25 protein-coding genes are annotated in these 25,846 nt (G+C 55.1%); 20 read left to right on the forward strand and 5 right to left on the reverse strand.

The features are described from left to right. The first annotated feature begins 82 nt into the window (after positions 1 to 82). The 9 genes from nudF (at position 83) to LGT44_RS06260 (ending at position 8,794) form a co-directional block, all read left to right on the forward strand. Entirely contained in the window at positions 83 to 700 is a 618-nt protein-coding gene (gene nudF, locus LGT44_RS06220; protein ID WP_230331035.1) for an ADP-ribose diphosphatase, read from the forward strand. 119 nt (positions 701 to 819) lie between these two features. After that, a complete protein-coding gene (locus LGT44_RS06225; protein ID WP_230331036.1) occupies positions 820 to 1,290 on the forward strand; it encodes a DUF1249 domain-containing protein in 471 nt (156 codons plus the stop codon). 89 nt (positions 1,291 to 1,379) lie between these two features. Further along, positions 1,380 to 2,186, forward strand: coding sequence for a 3',5'-cyclic-AMP phosphodiesterase (gene cpdA, locus LGT44_RS06230; RefSeq protein WP_145467739.1), 807 nt, complete (start codon positions 1,380 to 1,382; stop codon positions 2,184 to 2,186). After that, on the forward strand, positions 2,187 to 2,786 hold the full coding sequence (locus LGT44_RS06235) for a YqiA/YcfP family alpha/beta fold hydrolase (RefSeq protein WP_230331037.1): 600 nt from the start codon (positions 2,187 to 2,189) through the stop codon (positions 2,784 to 2,786). Between the two features lie 89 nt (positions 2,787 to 2,875). Beyond that, positions 2,876 to 4,765, forward strand: a complete 1,890-nt coding sequence (gene parE / locus LGT44_RS06240) for a DNA topoisomerase IV subunit B (RefSeq protein ID WP_230331038.1) — start codon at positions 2,876 to 2,878, stop codon at positions 4,763 to 4,765. A 63-nt stretch (positions 4,766 to 4,828) separates the two neighbouring features. After that, positions 4,829 to 7,630, forward strand: a complete 2,802-nt coding sequence (locus LGT44_RS06245; RefSeq protein WP_230331039.1) for an ABC transporter substrate binding protein — start codon at positions 4,829 to 4,831, stop codon at positions 7,628 to 7,630. 112 nt (positions 7,631 to 7,742) lie between these two features. Then, positions 7,743 to 8,153, forward strand: coding sequence for a hypothetical protein (locus LGT44_RS06250; RefSeq protein ID WP_230331040.1), 411 nt, complete (start codon positions 7,743 to 7,745; stop codon positions 8,151 to 8,153). 20 nt (positions 8,154 to 8,173) lie between these two features. Next, entirely contained in the window at positions 8,174 to 8,479 is a 306-nt protein-coding gene (locus LGT44_RS06255) for a hypothetical protein (protein WP_145467749.1), read from the forward strand. Positions 8,480 to 8,485: 6 nt separating this feature from the next. Beyond that, complete coding sequence (locus LGT44_RS06260; protein ID WP_230331041.1) at positions 8,486 to 8,794, forward strand: hypothetical protein; 309 nt, start codon at positions 8,486 to 8,488, stop codon at positions 8,792 to 8,794. A 64-nt stretch (positions 8,795 to 8,858) separates the two neighbouring features. Here the strand turns inward: LGT44_RS06260 and LGT44_RS06265 are convergent, their stop codons facing one another. Beyond that, entirely contained in the window at positions 8,859 to 9,719 is an 861-nt protein-coding gene (locus tag LGT44_RS06265; RefSeq protein WP_230331042.1) for a pirin family protein, read from the reverse strand. 207 nt (positions 9,720 to 9,926) lie between these two features. Between LGT44_RS06265 and parC the strand changes: the two genes are divergently transcribed. The 8 genes from parC to LGT44_RS06305 all read left to right on the forward strand — a co-directional run bounded on the left by parC (position 9,927) and on the right by LGT44_RS06305 (position 19,897). Next, positions 9,927 to 12,188 carry a DNA topoisomerase IV subunit A gene (gene parC / locus LGT44_RS06270; protein WP_230331043.1) on the forward strand — a complete coding sequence of 754 codons (2,262 nt, stop codon included), beginning with the start codon at positions 9,927 to 9,929 and terminating at the stop codon, positions 12,186 to 12,188. Positions 12,189 to 12,403: 215 nt separating this feature from the next. Next, on the forward strand, positions 12,404 to 13,258 hold the full coding sequence (gene speE, locus LGT44_RS06275; RefSeq protein ID WP_230331044.1) for a polyamine aminopropyltransferase: 855 nt from the start codon (positions 12,404 to 12,406) through the stop codon (positions 13,256 to 13,258). Positions 13,259 to 13,395: 137 nt separating this feature from the next. Next, the gene (locus LGT44_RS06280) at positions 13,396 to 16,179 is read left to right on the forward strand and encodes a class I adenylate cyclase (protein WP_230331045.1); all 2,784 of its coding nucleotides are present in this window, start codon (positions 13,396 to 13,398) and stop codon (positions 16,177 to 16,179) included. A gap of 79 nt (positions 16,180 to 16,258) precedes the next feature. Further along, positions 16,259 to 16,390 carry an LPS translocon maturation chaperone LptM gene (gene lptM, locus LGT44_RS06285; RefSeq protein WP_222428519.1) on the forward strand — a complete coding sequence of 44 codons (132 nt, stop codon included), beginning with the start codon at positions 16,259 to 16,261 and terminating at the stop codon, positions 16,388 to 16,390. Positions 16,391 to 16,398: 8 nt separating this feature from the next. Then, positions 16,399 to 17,652 (forward strand): diaminopimelate decarboxylase, encoded by a 1,254-nt coding sequence (gene lysA / locus LGT44_RS06290; protein ID WP_145467762.1) that lies wholly within the window; start codon positions 16,399 to 16,401, stop codon positions 17,650 to 17,652. Positions 17,653 to 17,664: 12 nt separating this feature from the next. Then, positions 17,665 to 18,495, forward strand: coding sequence for a diaminopimelate epimerase (dapF, locus tag LGT44_RS06295; RefSeq protein ID WP_230331046.1), 831 nt, complete (start codon positions 17,665 to 17,667; stop codon positions 18,493 to 18,495). A gap of 11 nt (positions 18,496 to 18,506) precedes the next feature. Next, a complete protein-coding gene (locus LGT44_RS06300) occupies positions 18,507 to 19,178 on the forward strand; it encodes a DUF484 family protein (protein ID WP_186435836.1) in 672 nt (223 codons plus the stop codon). A gap of 2 nt (positions 19,179 to 19,180) precedes the next feature. Further along, a complete protein-coding gene (locus LGT44_RS06305; RefSeq protein WP_230331047.1) occupies positions 19,181 to 19,897 on the forward strand; it encodes an HAD family hydrolase in 717 nt (238 codons plus the stop codon). Here the strand turns inward: LGT44_RS06305 and LGT44_RS06310 are convergent. Continuing rightward, the gene (locus tag LGT44_RS06310; RefSeq protein WP_225691129.1) at positions 19,836 to 20,516 is read right to left on the reverse strand and encodes a DUF3047 domain-containing protein; all 681 of its coding nucleotides are present in this window, start codon (positions 20,514 to 20,516) and stop codon (positions 19,836 to 19,838) included. The two genes, LGT44_RS06305 and LGT44_RS06310, sit on opposite strands and share 62 nt — an antisense overlap. Positions 20,517 to 20,689: 173 nt before the next feature. Further along, positions 20,690 to 20,998 (reverse strand): hypothetical protein, encoded by a 309-nt coding sequence (locus LGT44_RS06315; RefSeq protein ID WP_145467772.1) that lies wholly within the window; start codon positions 20,996 to 20,998, stop codon positions 20,690 to 20,692. A 275-nt stretch (positions 20,999 to 21,273) separates the two neighbouring features. Between LGT44_RS06315 and LGT44_RS06320 the strand changes: the two genes are divergently transcribed. Beyond that, positions 21,274 to 22,065 (forward strand): PaaX family transcriptional regulator C-terminal domain-containing protein, encoded by a 792-nt coding sequence (locus tag LGT44_RS06320; protein WP_230331048.1) that lies wholly within the window; start codon positions 21,274 to 21,276, stop codon positions 22,063 to 22,065. A 99-nt stretch (positions 22,066 to 22,164) separates the two neighbouring features. Beyond that, positions 22,165 to 23,172, forward strand: a complete 1,008-nt coding sequence (locus LGT44_RS06325) for a fatty acid desaturase family protein (protein ID WP_145467776.1) — start codon at positions 22,165 to 22,167, stop codon at positions 23,170 to 23,172. Between the two features lie 90 nt (positions 23,173 to 23,262). Here the strand turns inward: LGT44_RS06325 and LGT44_RS06330 are convergent, their stop codons facing one another. Beyond that, positions 23,263 to 23,664: a c-type cytochrome gene (locus LGT44_RS06330; protein WP_230331049.1), complete on the reverse strand. Its 402-nt coding sequence runs from the start codon at positions 23,662 to 23,664 to the stop codon at positions 23,263 to 23,265. Positions 23,665 to 23,942: 278 nt separating this feature from the next. On the opposite strand from LGT44_RS06330, the gene LGT44_RS06335 reads away from it, so the two are divergent. Then, positions 23,943 to 25,052 (forward strand): transglycosylase SLT domain-containing protein, encoded by a 1,110-nt coding sequence (locus LGT44_RS06335; RefSeq protein ID WP_230331050.1) that lies wholly within the window; start codon positions 23,943 to 23,945, stop codon positions 25,050 to 25,052. Here LGT44_RS06335 and LGT44_RS06340 read toward each other — a convergent pair. Continuing rightward, entirely contained in the window at positions 25,021 to 25,791 is a 771-nt protein-coding gene (locus LGT44_RS06340; RefSeq protein ID WP_230331051.1) for a substrate-binding periplasmic protein, read from the reverse strand. The genes LGT44_RS06335 and LGT44_RS06340 overlap by 32 nt on opposite strands. Positions 25,792 to 25,846 lie beyond the last annotated feature (55 nt).

Consider the following 25,846-nt stretch of genomic DNA (forward strand, 5'->3'; position numbering starts at 1 on the left):
AGAACACAGCGTGCAATAGCTCTGTGTGCTGTTGCAGTACAAACAGGCAATATTCTTATTCAGTAATATAGGTAGGTCAAGTATGGCGCAAAAGCCATTGCAGTATGGCCGCGACGACGTTGAAATTGCAGCGCGTGACGTGGCCTTCAAAGGATTTTTCCGCATTGAGAAAATCCGCCTGCGTCACCGCATGTTTGCCGGCGGCTGGAGCGGTTATTTTGAGCGTGAACTGTTCGAGCGTGGCGAAGCCGTCTGTGTGCTGCTGTTTGATCCACAACGTGATTGTGTGGTGCTGACGGAACAGTTCCGTATTGGTGCGCTGGCCGATGAGCACTCGCCGTGGCTGCTGGAACTGGTCGCCGGTATGGTCGAGCCGGGTGAGAGCTATGCTGAGGTGGCGCAGCGTGAAACAGAAGAAGAGGCCGGCTGCAGCTTTAACGAGCTGTTACCCATCTGTAATTACTGGGTTTCACCGGGTGGCACCAGTGAGCGGGTGCAGCTGTATTGCGCGCTGATCGACAGTGAAGGCGTCGGTGGTGTGCATGGTCTGGCGGATGAAAATGAAGATATCCGCCTGGCTGAAATGAGCACTGCTGAAGCTTATGCGGCGGTGGAAAGCGGCCGTATTAATAACGCTGCGACCATCATTGCCCTGCAGTGGCTGCATATACATCATCAGCAGCTGTTGCAGAAAAAGTAATAGTCAGGCGCCGTGTTAGCCTCATTTATTCTGATACTGGCGGCGCCTGAACGGATTCGCTAGGCTGCGCTGAGCTTGAACAAAGGTTCAGAAGATGGGCAGAGGAAAGGAGAAAGTGATTGCTTAAAAAACGTCAGCGTTATGTTCCCGATCTGCAGGAAATGGCGGCACTGTGTGAAGCCAACTACCTGCGCTTGCTCAAGCTTCTGGCAGGTGCAGAAGTCGGGGAGGAACGCGTTTTCCAGCTCAGTAATGACCGCCACAGTGCGCGGGTTCGGCTGTGTGTGGATGAAGATCACCGTTACACCACCATGGTGTCGGTAATGCAGGAAGGCATCAGCCCGGAATGGTTACAGCCACTGTCGATGCAGGTGCGGCTGTATCACGATGCCAGTATGGCTGAGGTGCTCAGTTATCAGAATCAGCAGCGCTTCGATGGCCGCTATACTTACCCCAATCCGGCGATGCGTATGCCGGACGAAAAAGTGCAACTGAATCGTTTTCTGGCGGAATGGCTGGATCACTGTTTAAAATACGGTCAGACCATTCAGCCTATCGTGCTTGCGGACCGCATATTACCTGTCAGATGAAGGTTTATTGTGAACTTCATTCCGGTTGATTTGCGCATTTGCCGATAAAGTTGGAAACTGACAAAAACAACTAGGGACAGGGGTGCAGTTTGTATTCACTGGATACGGAAAATACGCTGCGGCTGGTACAGATTACCGACACCCACCTGAATGGCCCCGAAGAGGGTCATTTGCTCGGTATGAAAACGCTGCACAGCATGCACTGTGTGCTTGATATTGTGCGTCAGGAACGTCCCGACATCGATACTATTATTGTCACCGGCGATCTGGCTCAGGATGGCAGCGTACGCGCTTATCAGCATCTGCATAATGCTCTGCAGCCCTTTGCCTGCCCGGTCTTCTGGTTTGAAGGCAATCATGATGTACCCGCCAGCATGCAGGAAGTCGCCGAAGACACAGAACACCTGCAGCGCATCGTACGCAGTAAACACTGGCAGCTGATTCTGCTGAACTCACAGGTCGAAGGTTCTGTATATGGCCGTCTGGCTCCGGATCAGCTGGAGTTGCTTGAGCGCGCCCTGAGTGAACGTCCCGATCTGCATTCTCTGGTCAGCTTTCATCATCACCCACTGCCGATGGGCAGCCGCTGGATTGACCGCATCGGTGTGAAAAATGCCGATGAGGTGCTGGCCGTTATCCGTCGTCACAGTAATGTGCGCTGTGTGCTCTGGGGGCATGTACATCAGGAAAGCGACCAGATGATTGATGGCGTGCGTTATATGTCTACGCCTTCAACCTGCGTGCAGTTTACGCCGAAGTCCGAAGAGTTCTCGGTGGATACTCTGGCGCCCGGTTACCGCTGGCTGGATCTGCATGCCGATGGCTCAATCGATACCGGCGTCAGCCGTGTTGAGGGCATTGAATTTGAAATCGATTACTCGGTAAAAGGCTACTGATTGTATTCTCCCTCTATTGGCTGTCTGTATCTGCACGGCTTTCTCAGTTCCCCGCAATCCCTGAAAGCGCAGCAACTCCTGCGTTTTTATGAAACCCATCTGACACCGCAACAACTGGTTATACCGACGCTGCCGTTTGCACCGGCCGATGCCATTGAACTGGCCCGTGCTGAGCTTAAGCGGCTGCGGCAAGACTTCGCTCAGGTGTATATCATCGGCAGTTCGCTTGGTGGGTTTTACGCTACCCATCTGGCCGAAACCGAAGGTGTGCCGGCGGTGCTGGTGAATCCGGCGGTACGGCCGTTCGATCTGTTTGAACATTATCTGGGGCCAAACACCCATTACTACAGCGGCGAAGTGCATGAGCTGACCCATGAGCATATCGGGCAGTTACGGGCGCTCGATTGTGCGCAGATTCAGCACCCTGAACGACTGTTACTGCTGTTGCAGACAGGCGACGAAACCCTCGATTACCGTCTGGCCGCAGAGCTGTACCGCAACAGTCCGGCCTGGCTGGAAGGCGGTGGCAACCACAGTTTTGAGCGCTTTATCGAACGCATGCCGATGCTGCTGGCCTTTGCTGCCCGTTTTCATTGCTGAATTATTAGAAGTGCCCCTCTGACTTCCCACTGCCTTCCCGTTATACTCCGCCGTTGATTATGGATTTCCGCTGGCAGCCAGAGGTTTGAATGTCTAAGCAATATACAGCGTCGTCGATTGAGGTTTTAAGCGGCCTGGACCCGGTACGTAAACGTCCGGGCATGTACACCGATACCACCCGTCCTAACCACCTGGCACAGGAAGTGATCGATAACTCGGTGGATGAGGCGCTGGCCGGACACGCCACGACCATTGAAGTCACGCTGCACGGCGACGGTTCTATGACCGTGCTTGATGATGGCCGTGGTATGCCAACCGATATTCACCCTGAGCATGGCGTCTCCGGGGTTGAGCTGATTCTCAGCCAGCTGCATGCCGGTGGTAAGTTCTCCAACGACAATTATCAGTTCTCCGGCGGTCTGCACGGTGTGGGTGTGTCGGTGGTTAACGCTCTGTCGCAGGTGCTGGAAGTCACCATCTGGCGTGATGGCCAGGTACACCGCATTGGCTTCAAAGATGGTTACAAAGCTCTCGACCTGCAGGTGGTGGAAACCTGTGCGAAGAAGAAAACCGGCACCAGTGTACGTTTCCTGCCGGACCCTAAGTATTTCGATTCTCCGCGTTTTTCGGTGCCGCGTTTAAAACACGTGCTGCGCGCCAAAGCGGTTTTGTGTCCGGGCCTGCGTATTAAATTCAATGCGCCGAACGCCGAAGACAGTGCCGAGTGGTATTACGAAGACGGCCTGAAAGATTATCTGAAAGTTCACAGCACCGGTTACGAAGTGCTGCCGGCCGAGCCGTTTGTCGGTTCCATGACCGGCACCACCGAAGGCGTTGACTGGGCTGTACACTGGCAGCCGGAAGGCGGCGAACTGCTGCAGGAAAGCTACGTTAACCTGATTCCTACCGCTCAGGGCGGTACCCACGTGAATGGTTTCCGCTCCGGTCTGCTGGATGCGCTGCGCGAGTTCTGTGAATTCCGTAACCTGCTGCCACGCGGCATCAAACTGACTCCGGACGATCTGTGGGAGCGTTGCTCTTACGTGCTGTCGGCCAAGCTTGCTGATCCGCAGTTTGCCGGCCAGACCAAAGAGCGTCTGTCGTCGCGTGAGGCATCGGCCTTTATTTCCGGTGTGGTGAAAGATGCTTTCGCTCTGTGGCTGAACGAGCATACCGGCGAAGCGGAACAGCTGGCGGAAATGGCGATTTACAGTGCTCAGACGCGGCTGCGTAAATCCAAGACCGTTGCCCGTAAGAAGATTACCCAGGGCCCGGCGCTGCCCGGCAAGCTGGCCGACTGTACCGGTCAGGACGGCGAGCGTACCGAGCTCTTTCTGGTGGAAGGGGACTCGGCCGGCGGTTCGGCCAAACAGGCCCGCGACCGTGAGTTTCAGGCCATCATGCCGCTGCGCGGTAAAATCCTGAACACCTGGGAAGTAGACTCCAACGAGATTCTGGCGTCGCAGGAAGTACACGATATTGCGGTCGCACTGGGCATTGATCCGGGCTCGGATGATTTATCCGGCCTGCGTTATGGCAAGATCTGTATTCTCGCCGATGCCGACTCCGACGGCCTGCATATTGCTACTCTGTTGTGTGCGCTGTTTGTCCGCCACTTCCGCAAGCTGGTGGCCGAAGGGCATGTGTATGTCGCTATGCCGCCGTTGTATCGTATCGATATCGGCAAAGACGTTTACTACGCCCTTGATGAAGGTGAGAAGCAGGGCGTACTGGAGCGTATCAAAGCGGAAAACAAACGCGGTAAAGTGAACGTACAGCGCTTTAAAGGTCTGGGTGAAATGAACCCGCTGCAGCTGCGCGAAACCACGATGGACCCGAACACCCGTCGTCTGGTGCAACTGGGTCTGGAGCCGGGTGATGGCACCAACGAAATGATGGACATGTTGCTGGCCAAGAAGCGTGCGGGTGACCGTAAGAGCTGGCTGGAACAGCGCGGCAACGAAGCCGAAATCGCCTGACGCTGACACTGCGGACAGTGATGTCCCGGGTCTCAGGTATTTGTTAACAGAGGGGGCAAGACAATGATGATCTGCCGGCATCTGCTGTTGCTGCTTATGCTCCCTCTGTTTTCTGTTTTTGCTGCAGAGTCTGATTCTGCCGGGCGATCTGTTCCGGCTCAGGTTCTGCTGCTGTTATCGTATGAGCCGTTATTTCCTGCTGCCGACAACATTGTTAACACGGTTCAGCATGCACTTAACCGTAATCCCCGGCATGATATAACCCTGCATGTTGAATTTATGGACTCCGATCTGCAGGCGACGGAGGAATACTTCCACGCCTATGCACAACTCTTACGTGCCAAGCAGCAGCAGGGAGAGCGTTACGATCTGGTGATTGTTGCCGGTGACGGAGCTTTAAAACTGGTTGCTGCGGAAGGGCGTGAGGTCGTGGGACAGGCGCCGGTGGTTTTTCTCGGTGTCAGCGACAGCGAACTGATCCGTCATGTACAGAGTCAGGGCGGTTATACCGGCATCTACGATGCGCTGCCTGTCTACGAATTTATGGCGCTGATGCGCTACCTCTATCCGGGATTCCAGCAATTACACGTTATCAATGATGGCCTGCCACGCAGCGCGCAACGTTTGTTGCAGTTGCAGCAGGCGGCAGACAGCCTGAGTCAGAAGCTGGTCGTACACTCGCTGGCAACGCTGAGCTGGCAGCAGCTGGCGGATGAGCTGTCTGAACTGCGCGGCGAACCCTTATTGCTGCTGTCGGCTTATCAGGATGCCGATAAACAGGTTAAACCCCTGCAAAAATCCAATCTGTTTATCAGCAACCATTCCGGCTCACCACTCTGGTCGCTGTCGCCTTTTGGTATTGGTGATGGCCTGTTGGGCGGTGTCGTAACCGATATGACAGACAGTGCCGGGCAGGCTGCAGATATGGCATTACGGATTCTGGCCGGAGAAAATCCGGACCGTATAGCGGTAGACTGGCACCCTGCCAATCTGACTCTGATCGATGCCGAACTGGCTGCCCGGGCAGGTTTTGATCATGATGACTTTCCGCAAAAAACTACTTTTGTTCATGAGCCGCCGGGCTTCTGGCAGAACTATCGCAATCTCTTTTTATTGCTGTTGTCAGTAACGGTATTTTTTACCTCAATCGGATTATTTATCTGGTCGGAGATTCGCCGGCGCAAATTCAGTGATCAGCAACTGGATGACCGCACTGAACTTATCAAAAATATCCTCGACTCAATTCCGGACATTATTTTCTATAAAGACCGTAATGGCATTTATGTTTTCTGCAATAAACAGTTTGTGAATCTGATGGGTAAAGATCCGGTCGGGCATACAGACTTTGATGTATTTGATCAGGAAACAGCAGCCTTTTTCCACGCCAAAGATAAAGAAGCCGTTGCCCGTAAGCATATGAATGTCAATGAAGAGTGGGTGCATGGCGTGGATGGCAGTGTCATGCTGCTGGAAACCCAGAAAACCCCTATTTATGACAAACGCGGACGCTGCATTGGCGTGTTTGGTTTAAGCCGCGATATTACCGAACTGAAAAAAGCCCAGCAGAATCTGGAGCATATCGCCCACCATGATGTATTAACCGGTTTGCCGAATCGTCTGTCACTGAATAAGAAACTCGAATATGCACTGAATATGGCGCGCCGCGGCGGAGAATTGCTGGCGGTAATCTTTCTTGATCTCGACCGTTTTAAAGATATTAACGACACCATCGGCCACGATATCGGTGACCTGCTGCTGAAAGATGTTGCCCATCGTCTGCATAACAATGTCCGTGATTCCGATATCTGTGCGCGTTTAGGCGGTGATGAGTTTGTTGTTGTACTCAGCCGTATCGATGGTGAGGAACGTATTCAGGAAAAATGCGATCAGCTGCTGCAGGTTATTTCGCGGCCATACAGCCTGCAGGGCCATCTGCTCAGTGTGTTTGCCAGTGCCGGTATCAGTATTTATCCGCAGCACGGTAACAGTGTGGATGAACTGATCCGTAATGCGGATGCTGCTTTGCATAAAGCCAAAGAGCTGGGACGTAACCGCAGCTTCCACTATCAGCGGGAGCTGACCGACAGCATTCATTCACGAATGTCGCTGGAGCAGGACTTACGCTCGGCGCTGGAATCGCACAGTTTTATACTGAATTACCAGCCGCAGTTCCGGGTTGGTGAAGCTATGCCGAGAAGGGTTGAAGCACTGCTGCGCTGGCCACACCCTGTTCGCGGATTGATTTCGCCGCATGATTTTATTCCGCTGGCCGAGACCAGCGGCATGATCGTGGAGCTTGGTTATTGGGTATTACGCTCGGCCTGTCAGCAGTTTTTATTCTGGCGTCAGCAGGGATTAATACTCGATAAAATTTCGGTCAACGTATCACCGATTCAGATTAACTCCAGTTTTGCCTCTACCGTTGCCGATATTCTTCAGTACCTGGATTTTGATCCGCGCTGGCTGGAGCTGGAAGTTACCGAAAGCCTGATGATGTCCGGCACTACGGAAGTCTCGCAACAAATCAGTGAATTACGGGCGATGGGCGTTGATTTTGCGATTGACGATTTCGGTACCGGCTATTCCTCGCTGAGTAAAATTAAATCCATGCCGGTAACCGTATTAAAAATTGACCAGTCGTTTGTGCGCGATATCAACGACGATATCAACGATTACGAAATTGCCCGTGCTATTGTCCTGATGGCCAAGAGTCTCGGACTTATTGTTGTCGCCGAAGGGGTAGAAAACAAAGAGCAGGAAGGAACCCTGCATCGTCTCGGCTGCGAATGGGTACAGGGCTATTATTATGCCATGCCTATGGACGGAGAAGCCTTCTATCAGCGTTACTTCGCCGAATTACAATAACAGTAATAATAAGTCTATCCTGCCCCCGCTGAATTCTTTTTCGTCATAGCGGGTATTTGTCTTTATAATCCGCGCCGGCAATAGTTCATTGCCTTTTACTTTAGGAGCAAATATGCGTTGGACAGCACTACTGGTGCTTGCCCTGACGGCTGGCTGCGCGCGTCTGGATCATGTTCAGATCGGCAGTATTGATCAGTCTCAGGGTGAATTAGTACCCGTTTCCGTACGGTTGAGTGAAACCGGTTTTGATGCAACGGCCGCTGCCGAAATTGGCCGTGTTGCCAGTCGTGGCAGAACAGCTGAAAACTTTAAGCAACTGCGCGATATTCTGGCGCTGATCAATATGGGACCGCGTACCGGTAACCCGGTTTTTGATGACGCTTATGCGCAGCGACTGCAGGAATACCTGCTGGTGGAATGCCCGAGTGGCCGCCTGACCGGTATCCGCGCCATTCGTGAAGCAAAAACAGCAGGCCCGGTGTCGGGTGAAATCGTAGGTGTCGATGCTTATTGCATCCGCTGAGAAATAAGGAAATAAAGAATATGTTTAAACGTTTTATCACCCTGGCGGTATTGATGACGGCCCTGACTGGTTGTGTAAGCCTCAACTCTGTTTCCCTGACCCAGGTACCGGCCGAGCGCAGCAACGAAATCAGCGCGACTTCCAGCAGCTGGACTTTCCTTGGTATTGCATTCAGCAACGACTTCGTTGATGAAGCCATTCTGGATCTGAAAAGCCAGTGCGCCGGCGGTAAAGTAGAAGGCATTCTGACCAAGTTTCAGCACACGGTATTTATCCCGGTTGTAATCCGCGAAGTGGTTGCCACTGGCTACTGCCACAAGGGGTAAGCAGGAATGAAAATCCGTATATTACTGCCACTGATGCTGCTGACCGGATGTACCCATTCGGTTCATATGCAGCACGTCAGCGACTTTGATGATGTACCTGCTGCAGAAAAGCGCAGCGTGGTAACGGCTGAAACTGAACAGACCGTTGTGCTGGGTTTTGTCTTTGAAACTGACTATGTCGATCAGGCAAAACAGCAGTTGATGACTCAGTGTAATGGCCGCCTGAGCGCGGTAACCACTCAGTATTCAACCAGCCACGGTTTTCTGCACTGGACCAATAAGATCCGCATGCAGGGATTGTGCAGCGAAGGCTGATGCAATAAAAAAATCCCGGCCAGCGCCGGGATTTTTTATTACTTTTTTGCGTAATTATTCTGCGTTATTTCTTACCCGGCAACGGCGTATATTCACGCTCATCCCCAGGTACTTTAGCAAAACGCTGCGCCTGCCAGTCGGCTTCGGCCTGAGCGATGCGCTCGCGGCTGTAGGCAACAAAATTCCAGCGGATATAAGGCACCTGTTCATAGCGTTCGCCACCGAGCAGCACAAAACGACTGTGGCTTTCGACCTGAATGCTTTCATCGCCATCGAGCAGAATAAAATCACCGGCGTTAAAGCTCTGGCCGCTGATATTTAACGAGCCGCTCTGAATATATACCGCGCTTTCGTAGTTCGGGTGCGGCAGTTCAATCTGTTCTCCGGCGGCGCTGATAATATCGATAAAAAACATCGGCGAGTGAGTGCGTACCGGCGAGGTCATGCCGTAGGCTTCCCCGGCAATCAGACGCATGATGGTTTTTTCCAGATAATAATGCGGCAGCTGCTCTTTTTTCACATGCTGGAATGACGGCTCGATTTCAGCTTTTTCCGGTGGCAGCGCCAGCCAGAACTGCAGGCCATTCAGTTCGTGTTCTCGTGAGCGTACCTCCAGCGTTTCGCGTTCGGAATGCACAATGCCGCGGCCGGCGGTCATCCAGTTTACTTCGCCGGGAAAGATTTCCTGCACATTGCCCAGGCTGTCGCGGTGCAGCATGCTGCCGCTGAACAGGTAGCTCAGGGTCGACAGGCCGATATGCGGATGCGGGCGTACATTCACTCCTTCACCCGGTTTGAACAGCGCCGGCCCCATATGATCGAGGAAGATAAAGGGCCCGACCATTTTCTTCACCGCACTGGGCAGAATCCGGGTAACGCTGAAGCCGTCGAGGTCTTTTGTTTCACCATTGATCAGGCTGGCCATAACTTGCTCCTCAGTATCTGTTCAGATCGTTGATTGTCATAGGTTTAGTATATTTCTGCCGGTTGGAATGAAAATCACAAAAATAAGCCGGTATCGTTCTAATTTTTAGAATATTCTTCGCTGAACTGCCGCACAGATTGTTCTCTGTCGCCGGGTCGGTCACAATCGGCGGCATTCATTCCATCAGAACTCAGCCCTGCAGGACTTATGACGGATCAGATCAGTTACACCGATGATGGTGTCGAGCGCCAGTCGCTGAAGCAATACACCGAGAACGCTTACCTCAACTACTCCATGTACGTCATTCTCGACCGTGCGCTGCCGCACGTTGGTGATGGCCTCAAGCCGGTGCAGCGCCGCATCGTCTACGCCATGAGTGAGCTGGGGTTAAAGCATACCGCCAAATATAAGAAGTCGGCCCGTACCGTGGGTGACGTGCTGGGTAAGTACCACCCGCACGGCGACAGCGCCTGTTATGAAGCCATGGTGCTGATGGCGCAGCCGTTCTCTTACCGCTACCCGCTGGTGGATGGTCAGGGTAACTGGGGTGCGCCGGACGATCCGAAATCCTTCGCTGCCATGCGTTATACCGAGGCCAAACTGGCGCCTTACGCCGAAGTGCTGCTCAGCGAGCTGGGTCAGGGTACGGTGGAGTGGCAGCCGAACTTCGACGGCACCATGGACGAGCCGTGCACGCTGCCTGCGCGTCTGCCGAATATTCTGCTTAACGGCACCACCGGTATTGCCGTGGGTATGGCGACGGATATTCCGCCGCACAACATCCGCGAAGTGGCCAGCGCCTGTATTCACCTGCTGGATGATCCGGAGGCCAGCATCGAAGCCCTGTGCGAACACGTCACCGCGCCGGATTTCCCCACCGAAGCGGAAATCATCACGCCGCGTGAAGATCTGCGTAAGCTGTACCGCGATGGCCGTGGCAGCGTAAAAATGCGCGCGGTCTATACCGTTGAAGATGGCGATATCGTCATTACCGCACTGCCGCATCAGGTATCCGGTGCCAAGATTCTGGAGCAGATTGCCGCCCAGATGCAGGCAAAAAAACTGCCTCTGGTAACCGATCTGCGCGACGAGTCGGATCACGAAAACCCGACCCGTCTGGTGATTGTGCCCAAGTCCAACCGGGTCGATACCGATGCGGTGATGGCGCACCTGTTTGCCACCACCGATCTGGAAAAGAACTACCGCGTTAACATGAACGTGATTGGTCTGGACGGCCGCCCACAGGTGAAAAACCTGAAGCTGATGCTGAGCGAGTGGCTCAGCTACCGTACCGAAACCGTACGTCGCCGCCTGCAGTTCCGCCTCGACAAAGTACTGGCGCGTCTGCATATCCTCGAAGGTTTACTGGTCGCTTTCCTCAATATTGATGAAGTGATCGAAATCATCCGCCGTGAAGAAGAACCGAAAGCGGTGCTGATGCAGCGCTTTGGTATTTCCGATATTCAGGCTGAAGCCATCTTCGAATTAAAACTGCGTCATTTAGCCAAACTGGAAGAAATGAAAATCCGCGGTGAACAAGATGAGCTGGAAAAAGAACGCGATTATCTGGAAAAAACCCTCGGCTCTGAGCGTCGTCTGAAAACCCTGATCAAGAAAGAAATCAGTGCCGATGCCGAACAATACGGCGACGAACGCCGTTCGCCGGTGGTGGTTCGTGGTGAAGCCCGCGCCTTCAGCGAAACCGAGCTGGTATCGGCGGAAGCTGTGACTGTTGTGCTGTCACAGAAAGGCTGGGTACGTGCCGCCAAGGGCCATGACGTGGATGCTGAAAACCTGAGCTATAAAGCCGGTGACAGCTTCCTGGTCAGCGCCAAAGGTAAGTCGAACCAGAACGCGATCTTCCTCGACACCACCGGTCGCTCCTACAGTCTGCAGGCGCATACCCTGCCATCGGCGCGGGGGCAGGGCGAGCCTCTGACCGGTAAGCTCAATCCGCCGGCCGGCAGCAGCTTTATCTGCACCCTGATGGGTAAAGACGAAGAACAGTATCTGCTCAGCACCGATGCCGGTTACGGTTTCGTCGGCACCATTGCCGATATGCAGAGCAAAAACAAAGCCGGTAAAAATCTGATTACCGTGCCGGATAACGCCCGCATTCTGGCCCCGGCGAAGATCAGCGATCCGGAGAAATCCTGGATTGCGGCGGTCAGCAATGAAGGCCGTATGCTGGTGTTCCCGGCCGCCGATCTGCCACAGATGGCGCGCGGTAAAGGCAACAAGATGATCAGCATCAACAGCGCCAAAGCCGCGGCCCGCGAAGAGCTGATGGTCGGCGCGGTAGCCTTCAGTCAGGAAGACACGCTGCTGGTGTATGCCGGTAAGCGTCATCTGAAACTGAAGTTCGCCGATCTGGAGCACTATCTGGGTGAGCGTGGCCGCCGTGGTAATAAACTGCCGCGTGGCTTCCAGAATGTTGATCTGATGGAAGTGGTCAGCAAAGACGCCTGATGCTCAGCGCACACCGGTCAGCAGAGTCTGCTCTCTGACCGGTGTTGTTTTTTCCTGACCTTGCTAAACCTGATCCTGCCCCTATCCCGGTTAAAGCTGCCGCCCGCCCTGTCAAAGCTGTCGCCCGTCGCCGGCGTTGATTCTGCGGTCTGACTCCGGCACATCATTCCGTTATAATCCCGCCCGAACTTAAGCTCTGCATTACAGGAATCCCCATGTCTGCAAAAAACGTTGTTTCTGAAAGTCTGTACGACGGCTATGCCCAGTCCTTCACCGTCAGCGAAGTGTTATTTGAGGTGAAAACCGGGCACCAGCATCTGCAGATTATTGATACGCCGTTTATGGGCCGGGTAATGCTGCTGGATGGTGTGGTGCAGACCACCGAGCGTGATGAATTTATTTACCACGAAATGATGGTACACGTGCCGCTGTTTGCCCATCCGGCACCCAAGCGTGTACTGATTATCGGCGGCGGTGATGGTGGCATTCTGCGCGAAGTGTTGCGCCATAAAAATGTTGAACACGTGACCCAGGTTGAGATCGACGGCAGCGTGATCGACATGTGCAAAGAGTATTTCCCTAAGCATTCCAATGGTGCTTTCGACGACCCGCGCGCCAATATCGTGATTGCCGATGGCAAAGAGTTTGTGGCTCAGTGTCAGGATACCTTTGATGTGATTATCTCCGACTCCACCGACCCTATCGGTCCGGGTGAAGTGCTGTTCACCTCCGATTTCTACAAAGACGAAAAAACCTGTCTGAACGCCGGCGGCATTATGGTGGCGCAGAACGGTGTTCCCTTTATGCAGGGTCAGGAAGTCACCAATACTTTCCAGCGTCTGAGCAAGCTGTACAGCGATGCCAGCTTCTACGTGGCGCCGGTACCCACCTACATTGGTGGCCTGATGTCTCTGGCCTGGGCGACCGACAATGCCGAGCTGCGCAAGCAGAGCGTTGAACAGATTGCGGAGCGCGTTGCCGCTGCCGGTTTCGAAACCCGTTTCTACAATGCCGACGTACACGTGGCCGCTTTTGCGCTGCCGAACTATGTACGCGCCCTGATGAAATAAGCGCCGGTTTATATCGGCATAATCCCGTCGGCTCTGCTTTCTGCGCTGACGGGATTTCCCTTCTTTTTCTGCCTTGTTCAGGGCGTTCTGTCCGCCCGCAAACATCCCCGGCCTGAAATGCCATCTATACTCTGGGGATGACACCAGCCATCACCAGTCCGATCTCTCAGCAACAGGTTCACCAGTGGCACAGCGCGTTTCTGCAACTCAATAAAGCGCGGCTTGAGTGTACCCGCAGCCTGATGACCAGCCGCCAGCAGATCGTGCTCGATGTGCTGCCACTGCTGCTGCATCTTAATCACCAGCAACTTCCCGGTTTCATTGATCATCAGGTGCCCTGTGGCATCGCCCATTACAACGCCAGCGCGCAGCAATTGCAGAGTCTGCAGAGCATTGCCCGTGGCGTGCAGCCGCCACGCGGGTTCAGCAACCGCCAGATCACCGGTTTGTATTTAATGGGCAGTGTCGGCTCGCTGGCGCAGGCGCGCTCCAGCGATCTGGATGTCTGGCTGTGCTACGACGAGAGCCTGGATAATGGCCAGCTGAGTGCGCTGGGAAAAAAGTGTGAACTGATTGAGCGCTGGGCAGAAAGCCAGAACGTTGAGCTGCATTTTTTTCTGATGAATCTGAGCGATTTCCGCCGTGGCCAGAGTCAGTCGGCACAGGGCGAAGATTGCGGCAGCACCCAGCACCTGCTGTTGCTGGATGAGTTTTACCGCAGTGCGTTGTGGTTAGCCGGTTGCCAGCCGCGCTGGTGGATTATTCCCAATGAAGAAGAGCGTAATGCCGAGGCTTTCTGGCAGGGGCTGGTCCATCATCATCGTGTGCATGCTGACCACTGGCTGGATTTTGGTGCCATCCCCAGCATTCCCCCGGCCGAGTTTGTCGGTGCCGGTTTATGGCAGCTGAATAAGGGGCTGAGTGATCCGTATAAATCGCTGCTGAAACTGCTGCTGACCCGCCACTATGCCAGCCAGTATCCGCGTATCCGCCCACTGTGCTGGGACCTGAAAGATCAGGTGCATCAGGGGCTGGTGGATGTCGAAAGTAACGATGCCTACCTGCTGATGCTGACCCGGCTGACCGCACAGCTGCAGAGCGAAGGCAGTGATGTACGCATTCAGCTGGCACGGCGCGCGTTTTATTACAAAGCCAGACTCCCGATGTCGGAGCTGAGCAGCGCCCAGCAGAACAGCTGGCGTACCGGGGTGATGCGCAAACTGTGCGCCGGCTGGGGCTGGAGCGAACACGATTTTTACGAACTGGATCAGCGCCCGCAATGGTCGCCGGTACGCATTGCCCGCGAGCGTAACGCGCTGATCAGCGAGATGCTCAGCAGCTATCGCTTTCTGGCCGGCTTCAGTCAGAAATACGCGCCGCGCCTGCATATCAGCAAAGGTGATCTGCAGGTGCTGGGTAACCGCTTATACGCTGCCTTCGATACCCGGCCGGGAAAAATAATCAGCATCAATCCGGGTATCAGCCCGTCGCTGGGGCAGGAAAAGCTGTCGCTGAATCTGCGCAAGAATGTCTGGCAATTAATTCCCGGTCAGTTCCGCCGTAACGAGGCTGATCCCGGCGCCGCACCCGACCGCGAACAGGTTCTGAAACAATCGCCCAGTCTGGTCGAGCTGCTGTGTTTCGCGCGCTTTAATGAACTGCTGCAGAGTCATACGCGGATTGCGCTCTATCCGCAGTACAACCCGCTCAGTACTTATGAGCTGAAAGAAGTGCTGCAGGTGATCCGTTCGCTGCAGCCATACCAGCCACAGGCCGAAGATTTCCGCCATCCGGCGCGGCCGCTGCAGTGGCATTTAATGGTTAACGTCGGTGTTGATCCGCAGCATCAGTTGAGCCGCCGCGGTATGCAGAAAATCAGTAACCGCGACGATGCACTGGGCTACAGTGCCGCGCGCGAAAACCTGATTCTGACCATCGATCTGGTCAGCATTAACAGCTGGGGCGAATGGCTGGTGGAACGCTTCAGCGGCGATGCCGCCATGCTGCAGTGTCTGCAACATATGCTGCAGTACCTGCCGCAGGTGAAACAGTTTGGCTGGCCGGCGATGAATATTCAGTGCCACTGCGCCACCCGCTCCAGTGCCATTCGCATCCGTGTCGAGCAACTGCTGGATGATGTGCTCAATCATTTCAGCGCACAGCCGCGCTCGCCTTATCTGATCGAAGCCGCCGAAACCTATTACCTGCTGGAAAACAGCCGTGAGGGGGTACAGCTGCGCATTGCCGATTCCCCGATGAAATTACTGGCGCTGCTGCAGCGCCCACTTACCCATTTTACGCCCTATATCCTCGACCGTGCAGCGCTGCATTCCAGCCCGTTGCGGCTGATCTTTGAGCAGAGTCGCAGTGGCTTGTGGCAGCTGTTTTACTGGCGCAAAGACGGGCGCTTGTTCTTTTATTTTCTCGACGAAAAAGGCGCATTGCTGCATCAGCAGTGGCCGGATAGCGGTAACAGCAGTCAGTGGTTATTGCCGCTGGTGCGTTTTCTGCGCCAGCTTGATCAGCGCTGGCAGCAGCAGAGCGGGCGGGTGCAGCCACGTAAGCTGATGCTGTTTGAATTACGCCGTAAACCACAGAGCTATGAGTTTGAGATGGTGCGCCGCCGCTTGCCGGAGCTGGCGGAGCAGAGTGCCAGCATCGACCTGCGCGCGGTGCTGGATGCGCAGCAGCAACCCACTCTGTACTGCAATAATCTGGAGTACAGTGCCTGGCAATTTGGTGGTGATCTTTACCGCGAAGTGGCGGCGGAGGTGCGTCGTCTGCGCAGCAGTCATGAAGCCTATCCTCTTTGCCTGAGTGATATCGTGCTGCCTGACAGCTTTAGTATTATTGAGCACCTGCAGGTAAAGCAGCGCCTTGAAAATCGTCTGAATCAGGCCGTGAACGACAGCAATCCCTGAGTATTATCTGCCTTCTGCAGCCGCAGACAGTGTGCAGGAATCCCCGTATAATGCCGCCAAATTCCGGAGATTCCCGATGATGCGTGCACGCCCCGTTGTTTTCATCTTACTGTCCCTGCTGCTGGCAGCCGGACTGTCTGCCTGTGGACAAAAAGGCCCGCTGTATCTGCCGGAGGATGCTCCTGCCACCGCAGATTCTATGGAAAAGTAATCCTCACCATGCCGATGTTTACATATCAGAATGGCGTGCTGCACGCCGAACAGGTTTCTCTTGCCGCACTGGCCAGCCAGCACGGTACGCCGCTGTACGTGTATTCCCGTACCGCTCTGGAACAACATTTCAACGCGTACACCAAAGCTCTGGGCGAATGGCCGCATCTGGTGTGCTACGCGGTTAAAGCCAACTCCAACCTGGCAGTACTGAACGTGCTGGCGCAACAGGGTGCCGGTTTCGATATCGTCAGCCTGGGCGAACTGGAGCGTGTGCTGGCGGCAGGCGGAGACCCGAAAAAAGTGGTGTTCTCCGGTGTAGGCAAACAGGCTCATGAAATGGCGCGCGCGCTGGAAGTGGGCGTTTACTGCTTTAACGTCGAGTCCGAAGCCGAGCTGGAGCGTCTGAGTGCGGTAGCCACCGAGCGCGGTCAGGTAGCGCACGTTTCCCTGCGCGTTAACCCGGATGTCGATGCCCAGACCCACCCTTATATTTCCACCGGTCTGAAAGACAACAAGTTCGGCGTCGATATCAACGATGCGCCGCGCGTGTACGCCAAAGCGGCGAGCCTGCCGGGCCTTGAAGTGAAAGGTGTGGATTGCCATATTGGCAGTCAGCTGACCGAGATCCGTCCGTTCCTCGACGCGCTGGATCGTCTGCTGGTGCTGATCGATACCCTGGCAGAGCAGGGCATCACCATTGAGCACCTCGATCTGGGTGGCGGTCTGGGTGTGCAGTACCGTGATGAAACACCAGCCAGTGCCGAAGAATATATTGCCGCGGTTAAAGCCCGTCTGGGCGAGCGTCGCTTTAAACTGATTTTTGAGCCGGGCCGTTCTGTGGCCGCCAATGCCGGTGTATTCCTCACCCGTGTGGAATACCTGAAGCTGAACGACCACAAAAACTTTGCCATCATTGACGGTGCGATGAATGACCTGATCCGTCCGGCGCTGTACAGCGCCTGGCAGGACATCAAACCTGTGGTTGAGAACAGCGATGCGCCGCTGCGTACTTACGATCTGGTTGGCCCGGTGTGTGAAACCGGTGACTTCCTCGGTAAGAACCGCGAGCTGGCACTGAGCGAAGGCGATCTGCTGGCGGTAATGTCGGCTGGTGCTTATGGTTTTGTCATGGCATCCAACTACAACACCCGTGGCCGCGCTGCCGAGATTATGGTCGATGGTACTCAGGCCCATGTGGTGCGTGAGCGCGAAACCATTGCCAGCCTCTATGCTGGTGAATCTGTTCTGCCGGCCAACTGAGCGAATACAACTATGTGGTTAAAGTTCAGCAAAATGCACGGTCTGGGAAATGACTTTATGGTGATCGATCTGGTCACCCAGAGTGGTCATATCCGTCCGGACCGGGTGCGTGAACTGGCAGACCGGAATTTCGGTATCGGCTTCGATCAGCTGCTGATCGTTGAACAGCCCAGTAAGCCGGATGTGGATTTCCGCTACCGTATTTTTAACGCCGATGGCAGTGAAGTAGAAAACTGTGGCAACGGCGCGCGCTGTTTCGCCCGTTTTGTTTACGATCAGCACCTGACCGGCAAGCGTGATATCCGCGTTGAAACTGCCAGTGGCATTATGGAACTGCACCTGACCGACGATCGTCAGGTGGTGGTCGATATGGGCAAGCCTGTACTCGAACCAGCGCAGATTCCGTTTATCGCCGATGGCTTTGCACCTGAATATCAAGTGAACATCGAAGGCATTGGTGAGGTGGCGCTGGGTGCTGTTTCGATGGGCAACCCCCATGCGGTACTGCGTGTTGAGGATATCGACACGGCTCCGGTTGAGCAGTGGGGACCACTGATCGAACCGCACCGTTTGTTCCCGCGTAAAGTGAATGTCGGCTTTATGCAGGTGGTGGACGAGCACCATGTCCGCCTGCGCGTGTACGAACGCGGTGCGGGCGAAACCCTCGCCTGTGGTACCGGTGCCTGTGCGGCGGTGGTGTCCGGTCAGCTGCGTGGCTGGCTGAAGCCCGGTGTTACCGTGTCATTGCCCGGCGGTGATTTGTTTATAGAATGGGATGGTCAGTCAAGTGTACGCATGACTGGCCCGGCGGTGACGGTCTTCGAAGGCCGGATCAATATTTAGGAAGGACAGGAATGAGCCAGCAACCCCGCTTAACCGATGCCGATGTCGTGCAGTACCTGCAGGACCACCCGGACTTTTTTATCGGCAAAGACGACTTACTGGCCGATCTGCGTGTACCGCACAATGCCGGCGCGGCGACCAGTCTGGTTGAACGCCAGTTGTCGGTACACCGCCAGCGCAACGTCGAGCTGCGTCAGCGCCTGTCTGATCTGCTGGAAAACGCCCGCCGTAATGACCAGTTGTTTGAGAAAAGCCGTCGTCTGGTGCTGGCGCTGGTGGAAGCAGAAAACTGGCTGGCGGTGCAGGCGGCACTGGATGATTCCCTGCGCAAAGACTTTGGTGTGGATGCCTGGGCGCTGCTGCATTTTACCGAACGTAATCTGGATGCACCGCTGGTGGCGATCCGCAATGCCGACACCCAGCGTAATATTCATCGCTTATTCAAAGGCCACCGTGCGCTTTGCGGGCAGTTGGGTGCTGAAGATATTGCCCGCCTGCTGGGAATTGATACCACCGACACCCGCTCGGTGGCAGCGGCGCAGATCCGTGGTCAGGGCAATAACGGTGTGCTGACCATTGCCAGTGCGGACCCGGGTTATTACCGCAGCTCGATGGACACCCTGTTCCTCGACTATATCGCCGATATTCTAGCCCTGCGTCTGCCACAGATTCCGGTGGCCTGAGTTTGGCGTTACGTCTGCTGACCCTCGACCTCGACAACACCCTGTGGGAAACCGACCCGGTAATTGTCGCGGCCGAGCGCAAAACCCACGCCTGGATCAGTGAACACTGCCCGCAGGCGGCCTCTTTCTACAGCCTTGAAGCGCTGCGTGAGTACCGCAATCAGATTGCTGAGTGCTATCCGCAATTGCGCTTTCAGGTTTCCAAACTGCGCGAAGAAGTGCTGCGCCGGGTGTTTATGCAAAGCGGTGTGGAACGTGAACGCGCCGCCGCGCTTGCCGCGCAGGCATTCCAGGTGTTTTACCGCGCGCGCAGTGAAGTCGCGCTGTTTGATGGTGCCGCTGAGGCATTACAGCAACTGGCGGCACAGTATCCGTTAATCGCGCTGACCAACGGCAACGCCGACCTTGAACTGATCGGCATTAACACGCTGTTTCATGCGTATTTCACTGCCGAGCAGCTGGGTGCACCGAAACCGCAACCGGATTTATTTCAGGCGGCACTGCAGCATGCCGGCGTGACTGCACAGGAGTGCATTCATATCGGTGATCATCAGGAACAGGATATTGTGGCGGCGGCGCGCCTGGGAATGAAAACGATCTGGGTGAATTTAAGCGATGCTGCCTGGGCAGAAGCAGATGTTCAGCCCGATCAGGAAATTACTCATTTATCGCAATTGCCGGCTGCGGTTGGGGCGCTGGCTGAGCAGATGTCAGACTGATTTTTTCGATAAAGGCACCGGCAACAATATCCTGCTCCGGCATACCCAGTGCTACTTCCAGATGATCCAGCGGTGGCAGCGGTTCGTTATAAAGTTTCTGCCAGTCGGCATTCAGATCAGCGCTGACCTCTTCCCATCTCTCAGCTTTACTGCCAAGGCCTGTGGCCACGATCAGATATTCAAAATCGGATAAGGCTTCATGGCTTCCGGCTTCGCGGCTGCTGTCCCAGACGTAATGGATAATGCGCTCTGGCCAGTCGTCGGTATCCTGCAGATAGACCGACACCCGTACCAGCGGACCACTGTCGACAGAGCGGTCGACACTCCAGCGCCAGCTTAATTGCGGTTGTGTTGGCTGCTCTTTAACGCTGCGTTGTAACGCCAGATGCTCACGGCTTTCGAGGCGAACCACATCGCCGACGATAACATCGTACTGAGCTTCCAGATGGCAGTCTTCACATTCAACCGACCAGCTGGATAGCTCGGTGGCCGAAAAGACGGTTTCTGCCTGTGCTTTATGCGCACCGGAAAAAAGCCAGAAAAGAGTAACCACTAACAGAGCAATGGCTGCGGGAATTGCATGCATACGGCGCCGGGACTTCTTTGAATAAATAAACATAATTCTGGCTTCCTGCCTGAAGTTGGGGCGAGCATACCAGCTAAAAAAACAGAGGTGTGAGTAAAACGCGGGAAATGTCGACCGGTCGGCATCATCTGGCCCGTAAGTGGCAGACCGGCTCCGTCAGAGGCTGACGGCTCCGGCCTAATGCCAGTGGCGGACAGACGCTCCGCTCAGATCGGACGACTGCCGTAGCTGGATTGTGGTTTGCGTGGGGGATCGGCCATGACGTTATCGTCAACCTGCTGAATCTGACCACCGCGGGCGAGGAACGCTTCTATTTCGGCCGCCATGGATTCGCGTACTTTATTGCGTGCCGCCAGAGAGGAATGTGCACTGGCAGCCGCAGCAGCCAGATCTTCGTTATCGCTGCTGTCGGAATCAGAGTCAGAATCGTCGCCGCTGTCATCATCGGCAGATGCTTCCAGTTCGTCATCGTCTTCCATGTTTTCGTCCTGCATATCCAGTTCTTCTTCAGCCATGTTTTGATCTCCGCTACTGAGGAAAGTGAAGAGGAAAATTTATTTCGCATAACATATAGCCGAGGCTCAGATTTCCGCCAGAGGGTGTAAAAAATTTTTACGAAAAAAACCGCGAAAAGTGCATTTTTTCTACAATAACGTGCGGCTGACGACGGATTTCCGCCAGTGTGTTTCGCTGAATTTATGTTTATTAATCGCCACTCAATGGTGGGCGCGTGCACTTGGTGTTTGCAGTCGGCTGCGCTAAGGTGCGCTGTCTGCAATAAAGGCTGTCTATGCAACTGCAACCCAAACCCCTGATTCTGAAACTGCTGCTGGCGGCTGACGGGCAACAGCTCAGCGCCCGTGATGCCATCAGCGCCGGTGCCTTGTTTGATATTGCTGAGAACCACATCCGTGTCGCCCTGACCCGTCTGACGGCAGAAGGCCTGATTGAAGCTACTGCGCGCGGACAATATCAGCTTACCCCGAGGGCCTGGACGCTGGCCGGTGAGATCCGTGGCTGGCGGGAATCGGTGGCACAGTTACAACCCTGGAACGGCCAGTGGCTGGCCGTGCATTGTGCCGGTCTTGGCCGCAGCGACCGTAAGCAACTGGCCGTGCGTGAACGGGCGCTGGCGTTGTGTGGCTGCGCCGAGCTGGAGCGGGAACTGTATCTGCGCCCGGATAATCTGGCCGGTAGCAGTGAGGCATTGCGTATACGCCTGCAGAAGCTGGGAGAGGAGCAGATGGTTTTTCAGTTATCCGGGCTCGATAGTGTGCGTCAGCAACGGGCTGTGGGACTTTGGGACTGCAGCGCTCTGAACAACGGCTACCGGCAGCAGACACAGATTTTACAGGAGTGGCTGCAGCGGGTGCCTGAACTGTCGCTTGAGCAGGCGGCGCGGGAGTCGTTTCTGCTGGGCGATGAGGCTATCCGGCAGATGGTTTTCGACCCCTTGTTGCCTGCCGGGCTGATCGACGCTGAGGCTCGGGCACTGTATCTGAATGTGCTGCTGGAGTATGACCGGGTAGGTCACGATATCTGGCAGGCTCTTTATCAGCAGAGCAATCGTTCGCAGGCCTGATCAGAAACATTACATAAAATTAAATAATACGTTTTTTAATGTAGTGTTTTGTGGGTACTATGGAGGAATAAGAATAATTCTGCTGTTGTGCGAGGGCCTATGTCTGCATCTAACGATGATCTTCTGCGTCAGCAACGCAGTCCGAAAGTAACCGACTTTCTGTCGCGCGAAGAAATACGCGCTCTGACCCGGCGTTCCGACTGGCGCGGCGGTTGGGCGATTGCATCCACCTGGCTGATTATTGGCGGGGCTTTTATATTGGCAGCCTGGGCTCTGCAGCAGCCCTGGTATCTGTTATTGCCCGGTGTGTTACTGGCCCTGATGATTCTGGGCGGGCGTCAGCTGGCGCTGGCCATTCTGGCCCACGAGGCCAGTCACAATACGCTGTTTAACAGCCGCTTTGGCAATAATCAGCTCAGCGACTGGCTGTGCGCGCGGCCAATCAGTCTGGATCTGTACCGCTACCGCAGCCACCATATGCGCCATCACAGTTTTACCGGTCGTGATGATGATCCTGATTTGTCTCTGGTGCGCGGCCTGCCAACCAGCAGGGTTTCTATGTTGCGCAAATTTGCCCGTGACCTCAGTGGCCTGACCGGGCTGAAATATCTGGCCGGGGTCGCGCTGATGAATGCGGGCATGCTGCAGTGGACCGTCGCCAATGATGTGCAGTGGTTGCCCCGCGAAGGTCGCAGCCTGTTCAGCTATGTGGCGGCATTTGTGCGCAACAGTTTGCCGTCGTTACTGGTGAACGCTCTGCTGTTCCTGCTGTTGTGGGCAGCTGGCTGGCCGCAACTGTATCTGCTGTGGGTGGCAGCCTGGCTGATCCCTTATCCGCTGTTTATCCGTATCCGTGCAATGGCTGAGCATGCCATGACCGAAGGCAGTGATAACCCGCTGCGTAACACCCGGACAACCCATGCCGGTTGGCTGGCACGCAGTTTTGTTGCGCCGGTGCGGGTGAATTTCCACATCGAACATCATCTGATGGCATCGGTACCCTACTACCGTTTACCGCAACTGCATGGCCTGCTGCGCCAGCGTGGTCTGGTGCAGAAGCCGCCGGGTTATGCGGATGTGATCCGCCTGGTGTCATCGGCGGGCTGATCTGGGCGGGTTGAGCTGAGCTGAACCGGACAGATTCCGGGTAAAAAAAAGCCGCATTCAACGATGCGGCTTTTTTTATGTTCCGACGTATTAACGTCCTGACATGTACTTGATAGCAGCCAGGATTTCGTCATCGGAACAGTTTGCACAGTTGCCTTTAGGTGGCATGGCGTTCAGACCGTGCAGAGCGTTCTGCAGGGTTTTGTCCATACCTTTGGCCAGACGCTCATCCCATGCGGCTTTGTCGCCTTTTTTAGGAGCACCCAGAACGCCCATGCTGTGACAGGCGGTACAGGCCGCACCGAATACTTCTTCACCAGAACGTGGTTCTGCCGGTGCAACCGCCGCGCCGCCACACTCAGCGCCAACACATACAGTGCCGACTGGCTTGATGCGTTCAGCGATTTTGTCGTTCTGGGCGTCAGTTGCAGCGTGGGCTTGGGCCATCAGCAGAGTGGCGGCTGCCAGGATCAGTGCTTTCAGTTGTTTCACGGAAGAGTCCTCTTATAGGGCCTGTTACCTGCAAGGTAGCAGCACCTGGGGGTAATAAATTCTTCAGTCAAGGCGCGAACTCTGTGGTTTCACGGCTTACCGTTATTGAAATCGCGGGGATTATAGCGGCATTTTGTAGGGGTTTAAATTAAAACTCCGATTGCCTGACGGAAAAACGATCCAGCGCAAAAAACCGCCATACTTCGTTTGCGCTGGCAGATGCACTACCCTGTAGCCGCTCTGCTGTGTCCCGCTTCAGGAAAGATAAAGGAAAACCGATGAAACGCCGTGATCTGCTTGCTTTCAGTATCTCTCTGGGTGGCGCTTTGCTGCTGCCTGCCGCCGTGCGTGCCGAGACTGGTTTTGAACGCTATCAGCGTCTGCAGCGTGAGGGGGCGGCGTCGATTCAGCAGGAATGGCTGCAGTATCGCCAGGCCTATCTGGCGGCTTACAAAGATTATCAGAACCGCCTTGGGCGGGTCTGGAGCCGCCCGGAGCTGTCCGATAAGAAAGTCTGGGTGGAATACGATAACCGTCTGCAGACCCGCCGTGTGGTGGACTTTGAACATAACGAAGTCCGCCTGTCGTTTACCGGTGAAGACGCAGCACGGCTGAGTGAAGCGCGCATCCGCGCCGAATTCGAAAAGGTGGTGCAGGCCAGTATCCGCCAGTCGTACCAGCAGGACCCATTGCTGAACAAAGTAGCCGGCAGCCAGCCGCCGTCGAGTTCGCAGGGGGTCAGTGGTATCCGTCAGGAAGACATTGATGCCCTGCTGCGTCAGGCCAGACAGCAACAGCAGAACACCAGCAAAGGTAAGGTGATTACCGTCACCATTCCGCTGCAGGCCGAGGCGTTACCGGCACGGGCACAGAATTTCCTGCCGCTGGTGCAGACGGCTTCTGCTAAATGGCGGGTGTCTCCGGCTCTGGTCATGGCCATTATGCAGACCGAGTCGGCGTTTAACCCGATGGCGCAGAGCCATGTACCGGCCTTTGGTCTGATGCAGATTGTGCCGGGCAGTGCCGGGCGTGATGCGACGAAAAAGGTGTATGGCAAAGAGCGCCTGCTCACCGGTGCCGAGCTGTTTAAACCACAGACCAATATCGAGCTGGGTTGTGCGTATCTGCATATTCTCGACCGCCAGTATCTGAGCGCCGTAACCGATCCGCAAAGCCGCCTTTATTGTGTGATTGCCGCTTACAACACCGGTGCCGGTAACGTTGCCCGCGCTTTCAGTGGCAACACCTCGGTTAAAGAGGCGGCGCGGCGCATTAATGCCATGAGCCCGAAGCAGGTATACGCCCATTTGCGCACGCGGCTTAAATACGAAGAAACACGCAACTATGTGCAGAAGGTTACTGCGGCACTGGCGCAGTATCAGGGCTGAGGGCTCCCGCCTCGGGGCGCAGATAAGCGTCGAGAATCTGCTGGTAACGGCCACTGCTGCGCAGCTGTTGCAGACCACGGTTAAAGTCGTCCCGCCATGCCTGCCGGGCAAAGGCCACCTTATAAGCGGTTGGCGGAAACAGCATAAAAAACTGCACATCTGCGCTGACATTCATCTGCCTTTCCTGGCGGCGGTAGTAATTGAAAATATTAATATCCAGCACGATGGCGTCGATGCGCCCGCTGAACAGCATGGCAACCTGAATGTTTTGCCGGGCGATTTCACGGTAGTTCTGATGTTGTGCAGCCATCGTCTGATAAGCCGCTGGCAGATAATGGCTGGCGTTCTGAAAGGCCAGCAGTGAGTAATCAAGCAGATCACTGAATGCAGTGATCTGCAGCCGGCGTTCTGCCAGTGCCACCAGAGTATTGCGGTATTCGATATGCTCGTCAGAATAAAACGCGGCCAGCCCGGCGGCTTCGGTAACCGTCATGGCGGCATCGGTATCGCCGGATTTAAAACTGTCCGGCACACGGGCAAAGGGCACATAAACCGGTAACAGCCGGTGGCCAGCGAGAGCCAGTGCCTCGCGCACGATATCCAGTTCCATGCCACGGTCTTCGGCGGATATCACATAGGGTGGCAGTGCCAGGCCGACCGCCATGCGGATTGTGTCGGCATGGCTGCTGAAGGCTACAGGCAACAGCAGTAACAAACGGATAAACAGGATTCGGGGCACAGGCTTTTCCGCTGAACAGGCATGTTCTGACTATAGCCGACACAGGCCATAGCGC

This window comes from Thalassolituus alkanivorans (genome assembly GCF_020447205.1).
GTDB lineage: Bacteria > Pseudomonadota > Gammaproteobacteria > Pseudomonadales > Oceanobacteraceae > Venatoribacter > Venatoribacter alkanivorans.